Source organism: Sediminibacterium salmoneum NBRC 103935 (genome assembly GCF_000511175.1).
GTDB classification, from domain to species: domain Bacteria; phylum Bacteroidota; class Bacteroidia; order Chitinophagales; family Chitinophagaceae; genus Sediminibacterium; species Sediminibacterium salmoneum.
This window is the reverse complement of sequence record NZ_KI866530.1, coordinates 2,552,162-2,569,591: the sequence shown is the minus strand read 5'-3', so window position 1 is coordinate 2,569,591 and position 17,430 is coordinate 2,552,162. Positions and strand designations below refer to the sequence as shown.

17 protein-coding genes are annotated in these 17,430 nt (G+C 40.7%); 10 read left to right on the top strand and 7 right to left on the bottom strand.

Going from position 1 to position 17,430, the window contains the following annotated elements:
* Positions 1-2 precede the first annotated feature (2 nt).
* Positions 3-797, bottom strand: a complete 795-nt coding sequence (locus P767_RS0111920) for an acyl-CoA desaturase (RefSeq protein ID WP_026764692.1) — start codon at positions 795-797, stop codon at positions 3-5.
* 98 nt (positions 798-895) lie between these two features.
* Between P767_RS0111920 and P767_RS0111915 the strand changes: the two genes are divergently transcribed.
* Complete coding sequence (locus tag P767_RS0111915) at positions 896-1,885, top strand: IS30 family transposase (protein ID WP_026764691.1); 990 nt, start codon at positions 896-898, stop codon at positions 1,883-1,885.
* A gap of 79 nt (positions 1,886-1,964) precedes the next feature.
* On the opposite strand, the gene pheS is transcribed toward P767_RS0111915, so the two are convergent.
* Together pheS and P767_RS19240 are read right to left on the bottom strand one after the other, a co-directional pair.
* Complete coding sequence (gene pheS, locus P767_RS16950; RefSeq protein ID WP_245586923.1) at positions 1,965-2,831, bottom strand: phenylalanine--tRNA ligase subunit alpha; 867 nt, start codon at positions 2,829-2,831, stop codon at positions 1,965-1,967.
* Positions 2,828-3,013: a hypothetical protein gene (locus P767_RS19240; RefSeq protein WP_157611511.1), complete on the bottom strand. Its 186-nt coding sequence runs from the start codon at positions 3,011-3,013 to the stop codon at positions 2,828-2,830. The genes pheS and P767_RS19240 overlap by 4 nt, the downstream gene beginning before the upstream one ends.
* 81 nt (positions 3,014-3,094) lie before the next feature.
* Between P767_RS19240 and P767_RS0111905 the strand changes: the two genes are divergently transcribed.
* Genes P767_RS0111905 through P767_RS0111895 form a run of 3 tightly spaced genes read left to right on the top strand, consistent with a single transcriptional unit; the run spans position 3,095 to position 6,327 of the window.
* Positions 3,095-3,823: a DUF4290 domain-containing protein gene (locus tag P767_RS0111905; RefSeq protein ID WP_245586882.1), complete on the top strand. Its 729-nt coding sequence runs from the start codon at positions 3,095-3,097 to the stop codon at positions 3,821-3,823.
* Between the two features lie 6 nt (positions 3,824-3,829).
* Positions 3,830-5,137, top strand: coding sequence for a UDP-N-acetylglucosamine 1-carboxyvinyltransferase (gene murA / locus P767_RS0111900; RefSeq protein ID WP_026764689.1), 1,308 nt, complete (start codon positions 3,830-3,832; stop codon positions 5,135-5,137).
* On the top strand, positions 5,134-6,327 hold the full coding sequence (locus tag P767_RS0111895) for a hypothetical protein (protein WP_157611509.1): 1,194 nt from the start codon (positions 5,134-5,136) through the stop codon (positions 6,325-6,327). Before murA ends, P767_RS0111895 begins: the two co-directional genes overlap by 4 nt.
* A gap of 78 nt (positions 6,328-6,405) precedes the next feature.
* Here the strand turns inward: P767_RS0111895 and P767_RS0111890 are convergent, their stop codons facing one another.
* Positions 6,406-9,606 (bottom strand): S41 family peptidase, encoded by a 3,201-nt coding sequence (locus tag P767_RS0111890; protein ID WP_026764687.1) that lies wholly within the window; start codon positions 9,604-9,606, stop codon positions 6,406-6,408.
* Positions 9,607-9,699: 93 nt separating this feature from the next.
* Between P767_RS0111890 and pxpB the strand changes: the two genes are divergently transcribed.
* Genes pxpB through P767_RS0111870 form a run of 4 tightly spaced genes read left to right on the top strand, consistent with a single transcriptional unit; the run spans position 9,700 to position 13,363 of the window.
* Positions 9,700-10,416, top strand: a complete 717-nt coding sequence (gene pxpB / locus P767_RS0111885) for a 5-oxoprolinase subunit PxpB (protein WP_051417334.1) — start codon at positions 9,700-9,702, stop codon at positions 10,414-10,416.
* Entirely contained in the window at positions 10,413-11,393 is a 981-nt protein-coding gene (locus P767_RS0111880; RefSeq protein ID WP_026764685.1) for a 5-oxoprolinase subunit C family protein, read from the top strand. Before pxpB ends, P767_RS0111880 begins: the two co-directional genes overlap by 4 nt.
* A complete protein-coding gene (locus tag P767_RS0111875; RefSeq protein ID WP_245586881.1) occupies positions 11,353-12,114 on the top strand; it encodes a 5-oxoprolinase subunit PxpA in 762 nt (253 codons plus the stop codon). Before P767_RS0111880 ends, P767_RS0111875 begins: the two co-directional genes overlap by 41 nt.
* Before the next feature lie 46 nt (positions 12,115-12,160).
* Positions 12,161-13,363: an NRAMP family divalent metal transporter gene (locus P767_RS0111870; RefSeq protein ID WP_026764683.1), complete on the top strand. Its 1,203-nt coding sequence runs from the start codon at positions 12,161-12,163 to the stop codon at positions 13,361-13,363.
* Between the two features lie 52 nt (positions 13,364-13,415).
* Here the strand turns inward: P767_RS0111870 and mnmH are convergent, their stop codons facing one another.
* Entirely contained in the window at positions 13,416-14,504 is a 1,089-nt protein-coding gene (mnmH, locus tag P767_RS0111865) for a tRNA 2-selenouridine(34) synthase MnmH (protein WP_051417333.1), read from the bottom strand.
* Here mnmH and P767_RS0111860 point away from each other — a divergent pair.
* Positions 14,503-14,994, top strand: a complete 492-nt coding sequence (locus P767_RS0111860; protein ID WP_026764681.1) for a SixA phosphatase family protein — start codon at positions 14,503-14,505, stop codon at positions 14,992-14,994. The genes mnmH and P767_RS0111860 overlap by 2 nt on opposite strands.
* Here the strand turns inward: P767_RS0111860 and P767_RS0111855 are convergent.
* Positions 14,981-15,880: a DMT family transporter gene (locus tag P767_RS0111855; RefSeq protein ID WP_026764680.1), complete on the bottom strand. Its 900-nt coding sequence runs from the start codon at positions 15,878-15,880 to the stop codon at positions 14,981-14,983. The two genes, P767_RS0111860 and P767_RS0111855, sit on opposite strands and share 14 nt — an antisense overlap.
* Positions 15,877-16,974: a glycosyltransferase gene (locus tag P767_RS16945; RefSeq protein ID WP_051417332.1), complete on the bottom strand. Its 1,098-nt coding sequence runs from the start codon at positions 16,972-16,974 to the stop codon at positions 15,877-15,879. The genes P767_RS0111855 and P767_RS16945 overlap by 4 nt, the downstream gene beginning before the upstream one ends.
* Before the next feature lie 171 nt (positions 16,975-17,145).
* Between P767_RS16945 and P767_RS0111845 the strand changes: the two genes are divergently transcribed.
* On the top strand, positions 17,146-17,385 hold the full coding sequence (locus P767_RS0111845; RefSeq protein WP_026764679.1) for a hypothetical protein: 240 nt from the start codon (positions 17,146-17,148) through the stop codon (positions 17,383-17,385).
* Positions 17,386-17,430 lie beyond the last annotated feature (45 nt).

Genomic DNA, 17,430 nt, shown 5'->3' with positions numbered 1-17,430 from the left:
ATTTAGTGGGTTGCGGTTAATCCGGATTCAGATGAGGATTGAATATCTTTTACCGGAGGCAAATGAACTGGGTTTAATTGGATGATTCCTATTGCATGAAAGCCCCGCATAATTAAAAAAGTCAAATCAAACTCAAACCATTTTTTAGCAAAATTGGCATCATCCTTAGCATAATGATGATTGTTCTGGAAAAGTTCCCCCATCAATAAGATACCCCAGGGTGAACTATTTTTAGAATGATCACCATTGTCAAAATTACTGTAACCATATTTATGTCCACACCAGTTTACAACAGCCCCCTGTATAGGTCCCATTAAAAAATGGATGGGCAATAATAAAAACCACCAGGCATTGGGTGCATATACTATATAAAAACTGGTATACGCCGCCATAAAGACCAGTCTGGTTAATGGATGATGGCCAAATTTGTCCAACCGGTCCCATACGGGTAAATACTCTTTGGTAAACTGGGGATCAGGCAATCTTTTACCCGTTAAGAAGCTTCTGAAAATAAGTATGGTACTCCGCATCATTTGATACACATCTTTAAAAAAGTGCGGTGAGTGTGGATCTTGTTCAGTGTCACTGTACGCATGATGCATGCGATGCATCACCCCATATGCCCTGGGCACTAAAAACGAAGAGCCCTGCACAAACCAGGTGCTGAGATAAAAAAAACGCTCCCAGTTTTTAGACAACTCATACATTTTATGAGAAGCAAAACGGTGCAGAAAAAAAGAATGAAAAAACAAGGAACCGAACCAATGGGCAAAGAAAAATACTAGAATAGCAAGCATGAATATCAATAGGTTAGAAAATGAATATAACCATTCATTTAATCAAACCTCAGCTTCAAGTTTTTAATGCAACAGTTTAACTAAGTTAAATTGTTGTTATGAATAAATATCAAAGGTTAAGTATCAATGAAAGGGAATTGATTGGTCAATACCTTTCACAGGGCAAAAGTTTACGATCAATAGCTCTTTGTTTAAACCGTCAGGTAAGTACTATTAGTAGGGAGTTAAAGCCCTTCTCCAATAGTGGAACCCGTTACAAGGCATGGTTAGCACAACATTGTGCCGATTATCTTTCCCGAAAAAGGAATGATAAATGCAGAATTGCTACAACACCAAAACTGTATAGCTTTATTGTTACTAAGCTTAAACTCCGCTGGTCACCACAACAAATCAGCAATGAGTTAAAAAAGCTTTACCCAACAAAAAAGCATATGCAAGCCAGTCACGAAACCATTTACACTTATCTGTACTTGTTACCAAAAGGTGAGCTCCGCAAGGAGCTTATTGGCTATCTAAGGCAGAAGAAACGTTTACGAAAGAATCGCAAACTAACTACTGACTCAAGAGGCAAAATAGCAGATATGATTAGCATCCATGAACGTCCTAAGGAGGTTGAGGATAGAATTATACCTGGCCACTGGGAAGGTGATTTGATTATGGGTAAGGATCACAAGAGTGCCATTGGGACTATTGTGGAACGAACTACCAGAACCGTCATCCTAGTGCCTTTAAAAGCAAAGGATGCACCTTCAGTACGAAAAGCGTTTGCCAAAGAACTAAAAACATTGCCTAGTCAAATGACTGTGACACTAACCTATGATAGAGGCAAAGAGATGAGCGAACACAAACTCTTTACCAAACAAACCAATATGCAGGTGTACTTCTGCGATCCTCACAGCCCATGGCAAAGAGGAACTAATGAAAACACCAATATGTTAATCAGGGACTTCTTTCCTAAACAAACTGATTTTAGTAAGTTTACCCGGAAAGAAATCAAGCATGTTCAAAAGCTTTTAAATGAAAGGCCTAGAAAAACGCTTGACTGGTCAACACCAAAAGAAAAATTTAAAGAACTATTGTTGCGTTAAAAACTTGAATCTACCAACCCTAATATTCTGAAGAAGCCTTCTAAATATTCATCATCTCAGCAAAAAACCGACTAAAAGATTAAACAACTCCGGTAAACTGCTTCAGGAATCGGATATCATTCTGCGAATACAAACGCAAATCGTTCACCTGGTACTTTAACTGCGTAATTCTTTCCACGCCCATACCAAAGGCAAATCCCGTGTATTTATTAGAATCGATGCCAAAGTTTTCCAACACTTTCGGATGTACCATGCCGCTTCCTAAAATTTCAACCCAGCCTGTATGTTTGCAGATATTACAGCCCTTTCCTTCACAGATTAAACAGCTGATATCCATTTCAGCACTGGGCTCTGTGAATGGGAAATAACTGGGTCTGAAACGAACTTTCACATCTTTGCCAAACATTTCCTGCACAAAGAAATAGAGGGTTTGTTTTAAATCGGCAAAGCTTACGTTCTCGTCAATATATAATCCCTCTACCTGATGAAAAAAGCAATGGGCACGGGCACTTACCGTTTCATTGCGGTATACCCTGCCAGGGCAAATCACGCGTATTGGCGGCTTCTGGTTTTCCATCACCCTTGCCTGAACACTACTGGTATGGGTTCTCAATAACCAGGTAGGACCATTGCCATCTTCTGGTTTTTTAATATAAAAAGTATCCTGCATATCACGGGCAGGATGGTCTTCGGGTAAATTCATTGCACCGAAATTGTGCCAGTCGTCTTCAATCTCAGGGCCTTCTGCAACAGAGAATCCCAGTCTTTTAAAGATGGATACCATTTCATTTCTTACCAATGTTAAAGGATGTCGGCTACCTACAGCAACCGGATCGCCTGGTAAAGAAAAGTCCTGTGTATTGGACACAGCAGCTGGCGCTGCCCCTTCAAACTGATCCTGCAACTCCTGAAAACGCGCTTCAGCAAAGAGTTTGAACTCGTTCAGAATCTGACCAAATTCCTTTTTTGTTCATTCGGAACATTTCGCATTTCGCCCATGATGGCTTTCACCAAACCCTTGGTGCCCAACCATTTGATTCGAAACTGTTCAACTTCATCGGCATTATTCGCGGCAAATGCAGCTATGGCTGCTTTGTGTTCTTTTATTTGTTGCAAGAGAGATTCCATGGTGCGAAGATAAAAACTTATATTTGTTGCTGCATCAAGCAATTTTACATGGAATATAATACCTCCAGGAAACTCCTGGGAATGAAGGAGTACGGAAGACACGTACAGAAGATGGTGGATTACCTCCTCACAATTGAAGACAGAGAAAAGAGACAAAAACAGGCACAAGCGGTTATTGAGCTCATGGGATTTTTAAACCCTCACCTGAAGAACGTAGAAGACTTCAGGCATAAATTATGGGATCATTTATTTTTCATCAGCAACTTCACGCTGGATGTAGACAGTCCTTATCCCATACCACAGAAAGAAACCTATAAGCTTAAACCAGATCCCTTGCCTTATCCAAAGCGCAATCCCAGATACGCACATTTGGGTAAGAACCTGGAAGTGGTAATAGATAAGGCTTTGAAAGAAGAAGATCCGGAGAAAAAAGCAGGATTTGCCAACGCCATTGCCTATTATATGAAGTTGTCATATAGTAACTGGCACAAGGAACTGGTACACGACGATGCCATCCGTTCCGAGTTGGATCAAATTACCGGTGGTCAGTTAGAGTTTAGCAATACGCCTTATATCAAGCACCGCAATCAGCCTTTTGAACGCGATGATTATCCAGCCAGAAGCGGTGGCAGATGGAAGCAAAACTTTGGTGGAAGAAACAGAAACCAGGGTGGTGGCGGACAACGCAACGATTCAAGAAACCAAGGCGGAGGCGGCAACCGCAATCAGGGCGGCGGTCAGCGAAATGATTCAAGAAACCAGGGTGGCGGCAATCGCAACCAGGGCGGTGGATTCAAGAAACGCTATTAATATTTCATGAGTATTTTTGAAGTAATAGGTGGCAAGCAGTTAAAAGGCAGCATTGTTCCGCAAGGTGCCAAAAACGAAGCATTGCAAATTCTGTCTGCGGTTGTATTAACCAAAGAGCGGGTAACCATTTCGAATATTCCGGATATTCTGGATGTGAACCTACTCATTGAGTTATTGCAGGAAATGGGGGTTGTGGTCAACCGCATTAATCAGGATACGTATCAGTTTCAAGCCAACGATATACAGGTAGACTATCTGGCATCAGAAGATTTCAGAAAAAAAAGCGGCAGGCTCAGAGGCAGTGTAATGTTGGCCGGACCCTTGCTGGCAAGATTTAAGAAAGCCTACCTGCCCAAACCTGGTGGAGATAAAATCGGAAGAAGAAGATTAGATACCCATATCATCGGTTTTCAAAAATTAGGTGCTCATTATGCCTATGATGAAAACATTGGTTGTTTCACTTTAAGCACGCCTGCATTAAAAGGTTGCTATATGTTACTGGACGAACCTTCTGTAACAGGTACAGCCAATATAGTAATGGCTGCTGTTTTAGCGGAAGGCAAAACCACCATTTACAATGCAGCCTGCGAACCTTACTTACAGCAGTTGTGCAGTATGCTGAATAGAATGGGAGCTAAAATCAGCGGTATCGGCAGTAATTTATTGGTTATTGAGGGAGTAGAAACGCTGGGTGGCACAGAACACCGACTACTTCCAGACATGATTGAAATCGGCAGTTTTATTGGATTGGCTGCCATGACCAAAAGTGAAATCACGATAAAAAATGCAGGGGTTGAACACCTGGGTATTATTCCGGAAAAATTTCAACAACTCGGTATTCAGTTTAGCATACAGGATGATGATATTTATATTCCTTCACAGGAATCTTATACCATACAAACTTTTATGGACGGAGGTATCCTTACTATTTCCGATCATCCATGGCCGGGTTTTACACCAGACTTGTTGAGTATTGTATTGGTGGTAGCCACCCAGGCAATCGGATCGGTTTTAATCCACCAGAAAATGTTTGAAAGCCGTTTGTTCTTTACAGACAAATTGATTGATATGGGCGCACAGATTATTTTGTGTGATCCACACAGAGCCACCGTAATTGGACTTGGCAGAAGAAATACCTTAAGAGGTATTACTATGAGTAGCCCCGATATCAGAGCCGGACAGGCACTCCTGATTGCAGCACTCAGCGCAGAAGGAAAAAGCACCATTCAGAATATTGAACAGATTGACCGCGGGTATCAGTTTATAGATAAACGTTTACAAAGTTTGGGTGCGGAGATTGTAAGAAAAGCATGAATAAATTAATACTACTATCCATTTTATGTTGCATTCGTCTTAATGCATTTGCAGATAGTATAGATATTAAAATCAATTCATCCCAACTCCTAAGAGGAGAAAGCCTGCAATTTGAATGTACATATCCTACCTATTTGAATAGGCCGAAAAGCATATTGACGCTCCACTTATGGATTGAAGATTTAAATCGTTTAAAGACCTGGAAGTTTAGATACCCAATGGCAGGGGGGAAAGCTATTGGTTCAATAAAAATAGACAGTAGCATGAAAGAAGGAACGTATGCAATGCACTTCTTAGTTCAACAATCGCCACTATCAATCTATGGTACCATTAACAACTTTATAAAAAAAGATTCTGTGATTAGAATGATTCTTTCATCTGGAAAGGAAATAATCATGGATGATATTAAAACAGATGATCTAGGAAATTTCAGAATCAACAAATACATATTTGAGGACAGTGTAAATTTCATATTTACTCCTAAACAAAAAAAGAAAGGAAAGGGAGATGCCTTAAATATTAGTTTGATTACCCCTGTTGATTCTGCCTTTAAAGCAGAAGCTGCCAAAACAGTAATAGTAAAGATTGGAGAGAAAAATATTGATCTGCCCAAAGCCGATGCTATTGTATTCAACCCATTTAAATTCACTAATGATAACACCATTCCAGAAGTAGTAGTTTATGGGCATAGAAAAAGTAAAGAAGAAATATTTAATGAAAAGTATTCATCTGATCTTTATAAGAGAGAAGATGAAAAAATAATCTCAGGTTTCGAGAATTTTACGATGATGGGCTATTCAACTGTTTTAGATTATTTAAATGATCGAATTCCAGGTTTAAGAGTTTTACAATCAACAGTTAAGCCTAGCAAATACTTATTCACAATGAGTGACTCCAAAACCAACAATGAGGAAAATGAAAAAACATACTGGTCATTTGCTTATAGGTCATCTAATGAAGCCAATCTATTTATTGACGAGCATTTGGTTGAAGCTGAACAATTCATCAACTTCCCAATGTCAGATATAGCAATTATAAAAATTATTCCGCCTCCTTTCATTGGCGGTTGGGGAAGCAACCCCTTTGCCATTTTGATTTATTCAAATAGACAGGAATTTAAAAGCCCAAGCAATAAACATAGTTTCACAGTTAATGGCTATACACCAGCTCAATGGATTATTAAATACTAGTTTCTAAGCTTAGTTATAGTTTAAATAAAAAGCCACCTCTTTGCAGGTGGCTTTTTAAAAAACAGATTTTACTTAATGCTATTTTATCGTCTTCATCAATTCCTTCACCGCTACTTCCAATTGCTGGTCTACTCCTTTCTTAACCACTTCGTATTCATTGTATACTAAGAAGTCTGGATCAGTGGCCGCATTTTCCAGATACTTACCTGCATTGGTTTTTACACCCACAGTTGGTGCACCCCAACGGATACCTGAATCCATTAAGCTTTCCCATGCTGCAAAAGAACAAGTACCTGGCACTTGTGTGCCCACCAATTTATTTACATTCAATTCCTGTACCATGAATGCATAACAATGTCCATCGCTGTAATTGGCTTCATTGGCCAATGAAATGCTGGGCTTGGTCCAACGGAAATTGGGTTCAAAGCCATTGCTTCTTACATCATTGGTATAGTCCATAAATTTCTTGCCGCTTAAGAACACAGCCAGATCAGCTACCAGGTCTCCGCCTCCATTGTTTCTGGTGTCTACCACTACGCCTTTCTTTAGGAAATGTTTACCCATGATGTCTTCATAAGTAGAACGGAATGCGCCATCACTCATTCCCGGAATATGTACATATCCCAAAGCGCCCCCACTCAAACGCTCTACTTCATCTGAATTGCGTTTAACCCAGCGTCTGTACAACAATCCATTCTCTTCACCTGTGCTGATGGCTTTAACCGTGATTTCTCTTTTCACGCCATTTTCTACTAAAGAAAGTAAAACGGTTTTACCGGATTTTCTATTCAGGTACTGCGCCAGGTCTTTGTCTGCTGTCACCATTTCTCCATCAATCATTTCAATGATTGCGCCAGCTTTCACATTGAGTCCTGCCCTATCCAATGGTCCGCCCAAAATCACTTCTTCAATTTTAACACCATTGCCGGTATAAGCCGCATCATAAAAAGCACCCAGAGAGGCAGTGGCATCGCCATTCGCATTAAAGCTTCCATAAGCAGCCCCGCTATGACTTACATTCAGTTCGCCCAATAATTCACTGAGCATTTCGCTGAACTCATAGTTGTTGCCTATGAAAGGAAGGTATTTTTCGTAATCGGCTTTATAACTATCCCAGTTTATGCCATGGAATGTTTTGTTGTAAAAAGTTTTTTTGGTTCTGCGCCATACATGCTCAAACATGGCTTCGCGTTCTTCGCGCATGTTCACCAGCATTTCACCGTTAATGCCTACTCTGTCTTGCTTGCTACTGGCCACATCTAATTTGGTAATGCTACCATCGCTGCTGATGAAAATATTTTTCTGGTCTTTGTCCCAAACCATACTGGCTCCATTTGCATTCAAGGGCACCAGCATTTTGGTTTCCTTGGTTCTTAAATTGGTAGACCATAAGTTCATGCCTCTTTCAAAACGTGCCAGGTAATATAGTGTTTCACCATCCTTACTTACCAATGCATCACCCATGGAAGAGGAATGAATGGTTGCTCTTACTCTGCGTTGTGTTAACCCTTCCCATTCAATTTCTACGGCTTCAACTGCTGGTGTTTTTTTCTTGCTGGTATCTGCTTTGGCTTTTTGTTCTTCCATTTCCTTCACCAGCGTCAACTCTTCTTTGGTTAATTTAAAACGATCCATTGCCGCCTGTGTAAAGAACATCAGATAGGCATCGCTTTGAGCGCCTCCGCTCATGGCAGCACCTCTTAATCCATCCCTGTTACTTTGCCACAACATGGCTTTACCACCCATTACCCATTTAGGACGATAATCGTTGTAACCGCTTTCCGTAATATTCATGATCTTCTTTCCATCCACACTGGCCAATCCTACTTCACCCACTGCACTGCCTACTACTGCATAATCGAACAACAACCATTTGCTGTCGGGGCTCCACTGAAAATACTGATCGTTTTCTGTCCAGGCAAAAATCTGATCTGAACCCAATACGGTTCTGCTTTGCTTGCTTGCAATATTGTAGATGCGCACATTGTTTCTGTTTTCTACAAATGCAATTTCCTTGCCGTCCGGTGAATACAAGGGTTGTGTATTGTCATTGGCATTGTCTAAAACAGGTGTTTCTTTAATTAAAGTGGCTGCATAAAAATAAGGCTCGTCTGCTCTTACCTTACTGCTTTCAAAAATGCTCCACTTGTTATTGCGCTCTGCAGTATAGATAATAGATTTCCCATCAGGAGAAAATCCAATGCCCAATTCCTGTGTTGGAGTTGCGGTGATTCTTTTGGTTACTCCCCCTTCTACACTGGTTACAAACACATCACCTCTATACAAGAAAGCAACTTCTTTACCATTGGGAGATACCACAATATTGCTTCCACTACTTACGCGCATCACTTGCTCATCGTTCTTTCTGGCATCTGCTAAAATATTAATGGAAATTTTTTGTGGATTGGCACCTGCTTTCATGGTGTACAATTCTCCATCATAACTAAAACAAAGGGTTCCATCATTGGCGCTACTTAAATAACGTACCGGATGTTTTTTAAAGGAGGTCAGTTTTTCTGATTTACCGCCTGCTACCGACATTTTGTGCACATTGAAACTGCCACTCTCTTCACTTAAATAAATCAATTCTTTTTCGCCATTGGCAAAAACTGGATTGCGGTCCTCTCCGTTAAAACTGGTCAGCTTGGTATGCTTATCTGTTTTGGCATCGTAGATCCAAATATCACGGGTAATAGAAGAAGTATGGTGTTTTCTCCAGGCATTCTCTCCTCCCTTTTTATCGTGGTAAACCATTTTGCTACCATCCTTGCTAAATTTTACATCTTCAGCAGGGGTGGTTTGCAATTGAATGGGTCTACCTCCATTCACACTTACACTATAGAGTTCTGGCATAGACCCTGTTGGGAATTGTCTATTGCTGGCCAAATCCATTCTTGCAGAACCAAAAATGATTCGTTGATTATCAGCAGAGAAATCGTAAGGATATTCTGCAGCTGAATGAAAAGTAACGCGCTTGGCTTCTCCCCCATTGGCAGGGATTGTGAAAATATCAAAGTTGCCATAGCGATCACTGGCAAACGCAATGGTCTTTCCATCTTTACTCCAAACGGGCATATAATCGTGTGCTTCGTGCAGGGTTAATGCAGTGGCATTTCCGCCGCTTACCGGCACTGTGTATAAATCTCCTTTATAGGTAAACACAACGGTTTTACCATCCGGAGAAATACTGGAATAACGCAACCACTTGGGATTGGATTGCGCCTGCACCTGACCAGCCATTAAGGCTGCAAGTGTAAACATTGACAATATTTTTTTCATACATTTTTTTGTTGATTGGAAAGATATAGAAGATGAAGAGGATTTTAAAATCAATTACATGAGTGTCGGGAATTAAATAAGTACCTTTAAACAGTGAGAAGTTCTGCGATACAGATATATGAATTGGGAGACCAGGCTCTTACCATTGAATGGTCTAGCACCATCAATGAAGCGGCGAACCAAAAAGTTATGCAGGCTTTCCGCTATTGGCAAAACAATCCTATAGTAGGTGTTACCGATATCATTCCTGCCTACAGTAGCCTTACCCTTGTGTACGATGCGGCCATTATTCAACAACAGTCAAGAGGACTTTCTCCTTCCACTTGGTTAAGTCAGCAAATCAATTCTGTGAATGGATTAGAGGCAACCCCACTGGAAGAAACAGCACCACAGATTGTACCCGTCTGTTATGATCCGTCCTTGGCCCCTGATCTTGCGTTTGCTGCCCAATTTGCCAACCTTTCTATGGAGGAATTTATTCAGTTGCATTCCAGTAAAATTTACAAAGTATATATGCTGGGATTCTTGCCAGGCTTTGCTTATATGGCTTCAGTTGACGAAAGAATTCGATTGCCACGAAAAGAAACGCCAAGAAAGTTAGTGGCTGCAGGAAGCGTGGGTATTGCCGGAGAACAAACAGGAATTTATCCGCTGGATGCTCCGGGCGGATGGCAATTAATTGGCAAAACGCCAATATCATTATTTGATATCAGTAAGGAAAATCCTTGTTTTTTTACACCAGGAGACCAAGTGAAATTTGAACCCATATCATTAGATGCATTTCATGAATTAAAAAATGAAAACGCATGAGCATCGAAATTGTAAAAGCCGGATTAGTCTGTACCATTCAAGATGGTGGTCGTAAGGGCTTTCAGCACTTGGGTATCAATCCTAGTGGTGCTATGGACCCTGTTGCTATGCAAGTTGCCAATCTATTGATACAAAACAAACCTGATGAAGCCCTGATTGAATTTTTTTATCCTGCACCAGCATTTCAATTTAAACAGGCTGCATTCATTGCGCTAAGTGGAGCAGATTTTGGTGCCACAATTGATGACACGCCCGTTCCAATACATCAACCCATTTTTGTACCGGCCAATGCTACCCTGAAGTTTATAAAAAAAACAAAAGGTCATATTGGATACCTGGCCATTCAAGGGGGATTGGCACTGAACGAATGGCTGAACAGCTTTAGCACCAATACACGCGTGATAGCGGGCGGGTTCGACGGTAGAAATCTAATGAAGGGAGATTTGATTGCATTTAAAACTACAACCCATTTTCCAAAAGAAACAGAAGGGCTTCAGATTTTACCTTGGATAGCAGATACAAAAGGGCTATATCAGGTTGAAAGAATCCGGTATTTACCTGGCAGAGAATTTAGTTTATTGAATCAGGCTTCTCAGCAATTCATGACAAACGCCCAGTTTACGGTTCAAGCAGATAGTGACCGAATGGGCTATCGGTTGAAAGGGCCTTTGCTGCGTTTAAAAAAAACCATAGAACTCATTTCTTCCGGCGTTACCAATGGCACCCTGCAACTCTTACCCAGCGGCCAATGCATTGTTTTACTGGCCGATCATCAAACCACAGGAGGCTATCCTAGAATAGGTCATATCATTCAAGCAGATTTGCCAAGTCTGGTGCAACAAGCTCCTGGAACAATTATACAAATGGTTCCTGTAAATATGGAAACAGCTGAAAAAATCAACAAACAGCAAATACAATATTTGCAACAATTAAAGAATGCCTGTACCTTACAACTGCATGCTTACCATCGATATTAATTGTGATTTAGGAGAGGGGTTTCCCAACGATACCTTGCTGATGCCTTTTATCAGTAGCGCCAATATTGCCTGCGGATTTCATGCAGGCGATACAGATACCATCAAGCGGACCATAGAAAATTGTATAAAAAACAAGGTGGCCATTGGCGCACATCCGGGCTTTAACGACAAAGCCAATTTTGGCAGATCAGAAATGATGCTTTCTGATTGCGAATTGTATGACCTCGTAGCAGAACAAATTGAGCTGGTGCAAAATATTTGTACAGAGATGGGCGCAACGCTGCATCATGTAAAAGCACATGGCGCTTTGTACAATATGGCAGCACGTGATGCTACCATGAGTTATATCATTGCTGGCATAATAAAAGAAATCAATCCCTCATTGATATTGTATGGACTCAGTAATAGCTTTTTAATTTCAGAGGCAGAAGCCCTTGGTTTAAAAACCGCATCGGAGGTTTTTGCGGATCGTACTTATACACCTGAGGGAATGCTGACACCCAGAACCCAGGCCAATGCATTGCTGCATTCTAGAGAAGAATCTTTATCGCAGGTTTTGCAAATGATTACCCAACAACAGGTAAGGGCGACCGATGGCAGCTTGGTTTCGCTTAAAGCGGATACCATTTGTATTCATGGCGATGGGGATCATGCGCTTTCATTTGCGGAAGCGATTTTTACAGCCATGAAGGAAAATAATATTTTGATCAGAACTCCTTAACAAGGCTACACAGGAATATAATTGATTGAACCATTTACTCGTAAAAATGCAAAAAGTAAAACAGGCCATCCACAAAACTTCTGCGCGGTCTGCCCTATTAGGCGCCGCTTTTTTAATGGCTACTTCTGCTATTGGCCCTGGATTTCTTACACAGACTACAGTGTTTACCCAATCCCTTGCTGCGAGTTTTGGCTTCGTGATTTTGATTTCTGTTTTGCTGGATATAGGCGCACAGATGAATATCTGGAGAGTGATTGCGGTTACAGAAAAAAGAGCGCAAATCATTGCCCATGAATTATTACCAGGGATGGGATATTTGTTAAGTGTATTGATTGTTGTGGGTGGGCTTGCCTTTAATATTGGCAATATTGGCGGGAGTGGATTGGGACTGCAGGTAATTACGAATCTTGATCCCGCATATGGAAGTGTTATCAGTTGCGTGGTGGCATTGTTTATTTTCTGGTACAAGGAAGCAGGCAAAGCCATTGATGGTTTCACCAAAGTATTGGGTTTGCTAATGATTGGGCTGACTTGTTATATTGTATGGAAAGCCGATCCACCTATTGGTACAGCCATTCAGCGCACATTTATTCCCGAACAATTATCTGTTACTGCTATTGTTACATTGGTTGGCGGAACGGTGGGAGGCTATATCAGTTTTGCCGGTGGTCATCGCTTGTTAGAAGCTGGCATTAAAGGAGAAGCGCAGTTACCAGCGGTAAACAAAAGCGCTGTTTCTGGCATTTTGATTACTTCCATTATGCGCTTTTTATTATTTCTCTGTGTATTGGGTGTAATGACAATGAGATTACCCATTGATTCCCAAAACCCCGCTGCATCTGTGTTTCAACAGGCAGCAGGGAATATAGGTTATCGATTTTTTGGAGTAGTCATGTGGTCAGCAGCCATTACTTCAGTTGTGGGAGCTGCTTATACATCGGTCTCTTTTATTAAAACCTTTCATCCTTGGTTAGAAAAAAATGAAAAAGTAATAATCAGTGGATTCATTGTTTTCAGTACAAGCATTTATTTATTTCTTGGCAATCCTGTAAAAATTTTAGTGACGGTTGGCGCATTAAACGGATTAATTCTTCCCATTGCATTGGCCATTATTTTATTGGCTGCGTACAAAAAAAGACTGGTGAAAAATTATAAGCATCCCCTTTGGTTAACCATCACAGGTTGGATCGTAGTTGCCGCCATGACCCTTATGAGTGGGCTCACCATAAGCAAGTGGTTACATCTTTAGAGAGCCCTCAACTACCAATTTTAATTAAGTATAGGTAATTATAAAAATTACTTTAATCTAACTGTAACAAACGAATCGCATTGCCCACCGCATCTACTTTGGGGCATTCGATCTTATGAATTAATTCCGCGGGATTTTCTCTTCTTAAAGATCCTGCATAATAACCCTTATCATAGTATTTCAAGAGAATGGAAAAACAACCCGCTATATCATCTTCTATTAAAAAGTTGATAGCCGTTTTGGTTTCTAATCCACCCAAACGCTTCTTAATTCTAATAACGGCATTTACCAGATATTCTTTATTAAACTTTCCATAGCCTTCTACTATGTACTGTAATCTCTCTTCAAAAGGAATTTCTAAGAAGCATACTTTCTTGTTGCGCATCTGCTTAAATAAAACCGTTGGAATATTTACATCGCCAATACGTTGGCTTTCGTCTTCCATCCAAATAAAGGGATGCCTCTCTGTAACCAAGGTTTTCTTCTGATGTAAGGCTTCTGCTAATAAATTTTCAAACATTTCCTGACTGGGCTGCGGCGGTTGTCCCAGATTGCCGAATGCAGAACCTTTGTGATGCGCCAATCCCTCCAAATCAATGATGGCAGCACCTCTGCGTTGCAGCTCCTGCAGAACTTCTGTTTTACCAGAACCCGTATACCCACCTACAATTTGTATGGGATAATCTTTTACAAACTGTCGCAAAACCCAATTACGGTATACTTTGTACCCTCCTACCAGGGTATATACTTTAAAACCATAAAGGTCTAATAGCCAAGCTACACCTGCACTGCGCATGCCCCCTCTCCAACAATGCACCAATACCGTTTTGTTCTCCGAAGCGGCTGTAATTTTTTCTACCGCTTCTACCATTTTAACCATCTTGGCACCAAAATATTTGAGCCCAATTTTGATGGCTTTTTGTTTGCTCTCTTGCTTATAAGCCGTACCTACTATTTTCCTTTCTTCATTATTGAACAAGGGCAAACTATGGGCGCCAGGAATATGTGCGTGTTCAAATTCTCCCTCACTTCTAACATCAAAAACGGGGAACTGCTTACAAAGCGGAATAAATTCTTCTATGGTTAATTTGGTGATGGCCACATACAAATGTACAATTGAAATGGAGTAACTTTTCAGCATGAAAGAATTATTACTGGTAAGACATGCCAAAAGCAGCTGGGCAAATCCGGGGCAGGATGATTTTGATAGGCCGCTGAATGAACGGGGACAGAAAGATGCACCCATGATGGCAAAAAGGATGATTGAGCGAGGAGTAGCTATTAACGGAATCATTAGCAGTACTGCGTTACGGGCTATTACAACAGCACGGTTTTTTGCGATTGAAAATGCCATTGCAGAAAAAGACATTATACAGCACGAATTCCTATACCATGCCCCTCCCGAAAGATTTGTAAAAGCCATTCTGCACATTCCCGATACTATTACAACTGCTGCCATTTTTGCCCACAACCCGGGTATTACTGATTTTGTTAATCAACTGACGGATGCACGTATTGACGATATGCCCACCTGTGCCGTCTTTGCTGTTAAAGTAGATACAGACACTTGGAAAGAATTTGCAAAAGCCTCCAAAACATTTTGGTTTGCAGATTGGCCTAAGCGGGTGTAACAGTGGGTTTTTTATTTACCAAATAAACGCCAGTAAAAATTAAGGCAGCCGCCATTACTTTATACAATGTAAAGTATTCGCCTGCAAATAGCATGGCAAATATGGCGGCAAAAACGGGTTGTGTATAGATGAATGCACCGGTGGCCGAAGAGCCAATCAGGGCAATGCTTTTTACCGTTAATAGATAGGCTACAAAAGTGGCAAAAACAGCCACATAGCCCAATACCAGCCAATGGCTTATGTCAAAGCTAGAACAGGAAGCTTCCAAGATATAAGGAAAGCCAATGGGCAGAATCCCGAAAGCACCAATGGTAAAAATCCAACGCAGCACTTGTATACCTGAGTATTTAGCCATCAAGGGTCTTACCAAAACCAAGTAAAACGCATAAGAAATAGCATTGATTAACACCAATATATCTCCCAGTACCATATTGCTGGCTACAGCACCCGAATGGTCTTTCATCAGCACCAATATACTGGCGCCTCCAATCCCGCAGGCCAAACCCATCCCCTTCAAAAGGGTAAATTTTTCTTTTAATAAAAAGGCGGCGATGATGGTGATAAAAATAGGAGAGCCTAAGGATAATAGAGAACTATGTATCACGGTTGTGAGGGAAACTCCTTTTATAAAAAAGAGTTGATTAATCACGATACCAGTTAATGCGCAAACAGCAAAACGGGGTAAATCTTTCTTATCAAATTTTATTTTGCCCGGTTTAAAGAGAAACAAAATCCAAAACAAAGTAAGCGTAACCGCTACCCTAACAAAATTCAATGCAAATGGATGAATATACTGCGGTGTAATATATTTCACTGCCGTATAACTGCTTCCAAAAATCAGATTGGCTCCTAATGCTGCGGCAAATGCTTTATACGATCTGCTCATTTTGGCAAATGTAGCAATAATGTACGCAGTTGTTCCAGGTCAAAAGGATCAATATTCATTTTACTGAAAGTAAAAGACTGTGCTTGGGTATATGCATCCTGCAAACTGAACTGCGACTGATCAATGCGCAACAGTCTTTTGTTTTGCATGAGTAATTTACTGAGGTATTCTTGCTCCGTTTGTCCAGGCGTGGGCACAACAATCAATTTTTTATCAATGGAGATCAATTCCATTAATGAGGTATATCCACCTCGACTGATAATATAATCCGCCTGCTGCAATTCATTGGCTAGTTCAATTGTATCCAAATGATTAAATACGGTTACATGCGATGGCACTGCTATACTCGCAGATTCAGCTGGTAACCCTCTTACCAATAAAACAGGTTTGGTAAAGGTTTCTAGGTCTTTCAAAATTTTTTGTTCCAGCATTGTTCTTTGTGGTTCAGGACCAGACAATACCACAGCAAAACTATATTGGGTAGCACAGGTTACCCGATGAAAACGGGTGAGCAGCTTCATATAGTGCACAGGAATAGGAGGTAGCTTGGCAGGATGAGATAACTCGCCGGCCAATCCAGGGGCTGCTGCCATATCCGGCACCCAACAAGCCGTAAACTTTTTAATGAAGAAGTAATTCACCCATTGAATAATGTTTTGCACCCAACGATACGGCGCTTTTATGATGAGCTGATGGGTGATAAATACAGAGGGAATGGTTGGATGATGCACGCCATACCGATTGTCTGAAATAATTAAATCTATATTGTATTCCTCTGCAATGGATTGAACCCATGCTTCCTCTCTCTTGATGGTTTTATAAATCCCCGGCATCTGAAACAATAATTTGAACAAGAGAAGCAACCTAGATTTGGCATAGTGTACTCGATACCCCGTTAAAGGAAGTATGGTTAAATTTGGAAATTCTTTCAACAAGAGCGCAGCCTGATGCCCTTCGGCAGCAACCAACACTTTGCAATTCAATTGTTGAAAAGCTTTGATAATCGGTATACAACGGGTTGCATGTCCCAAACCCCAATCTAGTGGTGCAATCAGTACGGTGGAAATGTTAAATTGAGTGCGCGCGTCAGCCATGATGAATATTATAAAATGATTTTATTATTTTAGTTGAACATATGAAAAGCAGAACAAACCAAATTATATTTTTACTGTTAGTTATGATGTTGGCGACTACGTCTTGTGGGATTTTTCAAAAATCGAACAAGTCTACTTTTTGCGCTTGTCCCAAACACTAATACGTAAATCATGAGTAGAGATTTGTTGGTTCTAACCAAACAGGCTTATTTATCTGCAGAGCAAACTTTAGCTATTGTAGCCGAACTAAACAAAATACTGGGCCCGGTAGAAAACTGGGGGGCATTTTGCATAGCCAACGAAATCATCGACATCAACCGACACAAAATCATCACCAAAACGCATTTAGTGAAACAAATATTACAAGACAGGCCAAATAAACCTTTCTTGTTCATTTGTAATAAAAACTAAGTCGCTGATTTTTGAAGCCCTCTGATTTTAAAGTTTGTTCCAACT

Coding starts and splice junctions, on each gene's coding strand:
- P767_RS19240 (WP_157611511.1), bottom strand. CDS start 3,013: ATGGAATCTCTCTTGCAACAAATAAAAGAACACAAAGCAGCCATAGCT.
- P767_RS0111880 (WP_026764685.1), top strand. CDS start 10,413: ATGAGCATCGAAATTGTAAAAGCCGGATTAGTCTGTACCATTCAAGAT.
- P767_RS0111860 (WP_026764681.1), top strand. CDS start 14,503: ATGAAAGAATTATTACTGGTAAGACATGCCAAAAGCAGCTGGGCAAAT.
- P767_RS0111875 (WP_245586881.1), top strand. CDS start 11,353: ATGCCTGTACCTTACAACTGCATGCTTACCATCGATATTAATTGTGAT.
- P767_RS0111915 (WP_026764691.1), top strand. CDS start 896: ATGAATAAATATCAAAGGTTAAGTATCAATGAAAGGGAATTGATTGGT.
- P767_RS0111905 (WP_245586882.1), top strand. CDS start 3,095: ATGAAGGAGTACGGAAGACACGTACAGAAGATGGTGGATTACCTCCTC.
- P767_RS0111890 (WP_026764687.1), bottom strand. CDS start 9,606: ATGAAAAAAATATTGTCAATGTTTACACTTGCAGCCTTAATGGCTGGT.
- mnmH (WP_051417333.1), bottom strand. CDS start 14,504: ATGCTGAAAAGTTACTCCATTTCAATTGTACATTTGTATGTGGCCATC.
- P767_RS0111845 (WP_026764679.1), top strand. CDS start 17,146: ATGAGTAGAGATTTGTTGGTTCTAACCAAACAGGCTTATTTATCTGCA.
- P767_RS0111855 (WP_026764680.1), bottom strand. CDS start 15,880: ATGAGCAGATCGTATAAAGCATTTGCCGCAGCATTAGGAGCCAATCTG.
- P767_RS0111870 (WP_026764683.1), top strand. CDS start 12,161: ATGCAAAAAGTAAAACAGGCCATCCACAAAACTTCTGCGCGGTCTGCC.
- P767_RS16945 (WP_051417332.1), bottom strand. CDS start 16,974: ATGGCTGACGCGCGCACTCAATTTAACATTTCCACCGTACTGATTGCA.
- P767_RS0111920 (WP_026764692.1), bottom strand. CDS start 797: ATGCTTGCTATTCTAGTATTTTTCTTTGCCCATTGGTTCGGTTCCTTG.
- P767_RS0111895 (WP_157611509.1), top strand. CDS start 5,134: ATGAATAAATTAATACTACTATCCATTTTATGTTGCATTCGTCTTAAT.
- murA (WP_026764689.1), top strand. CDS start 3,830: ATGAGTATTTTTGAAGTAATAGGTGGCAAGCAGTTAAAAGGCAGCATT.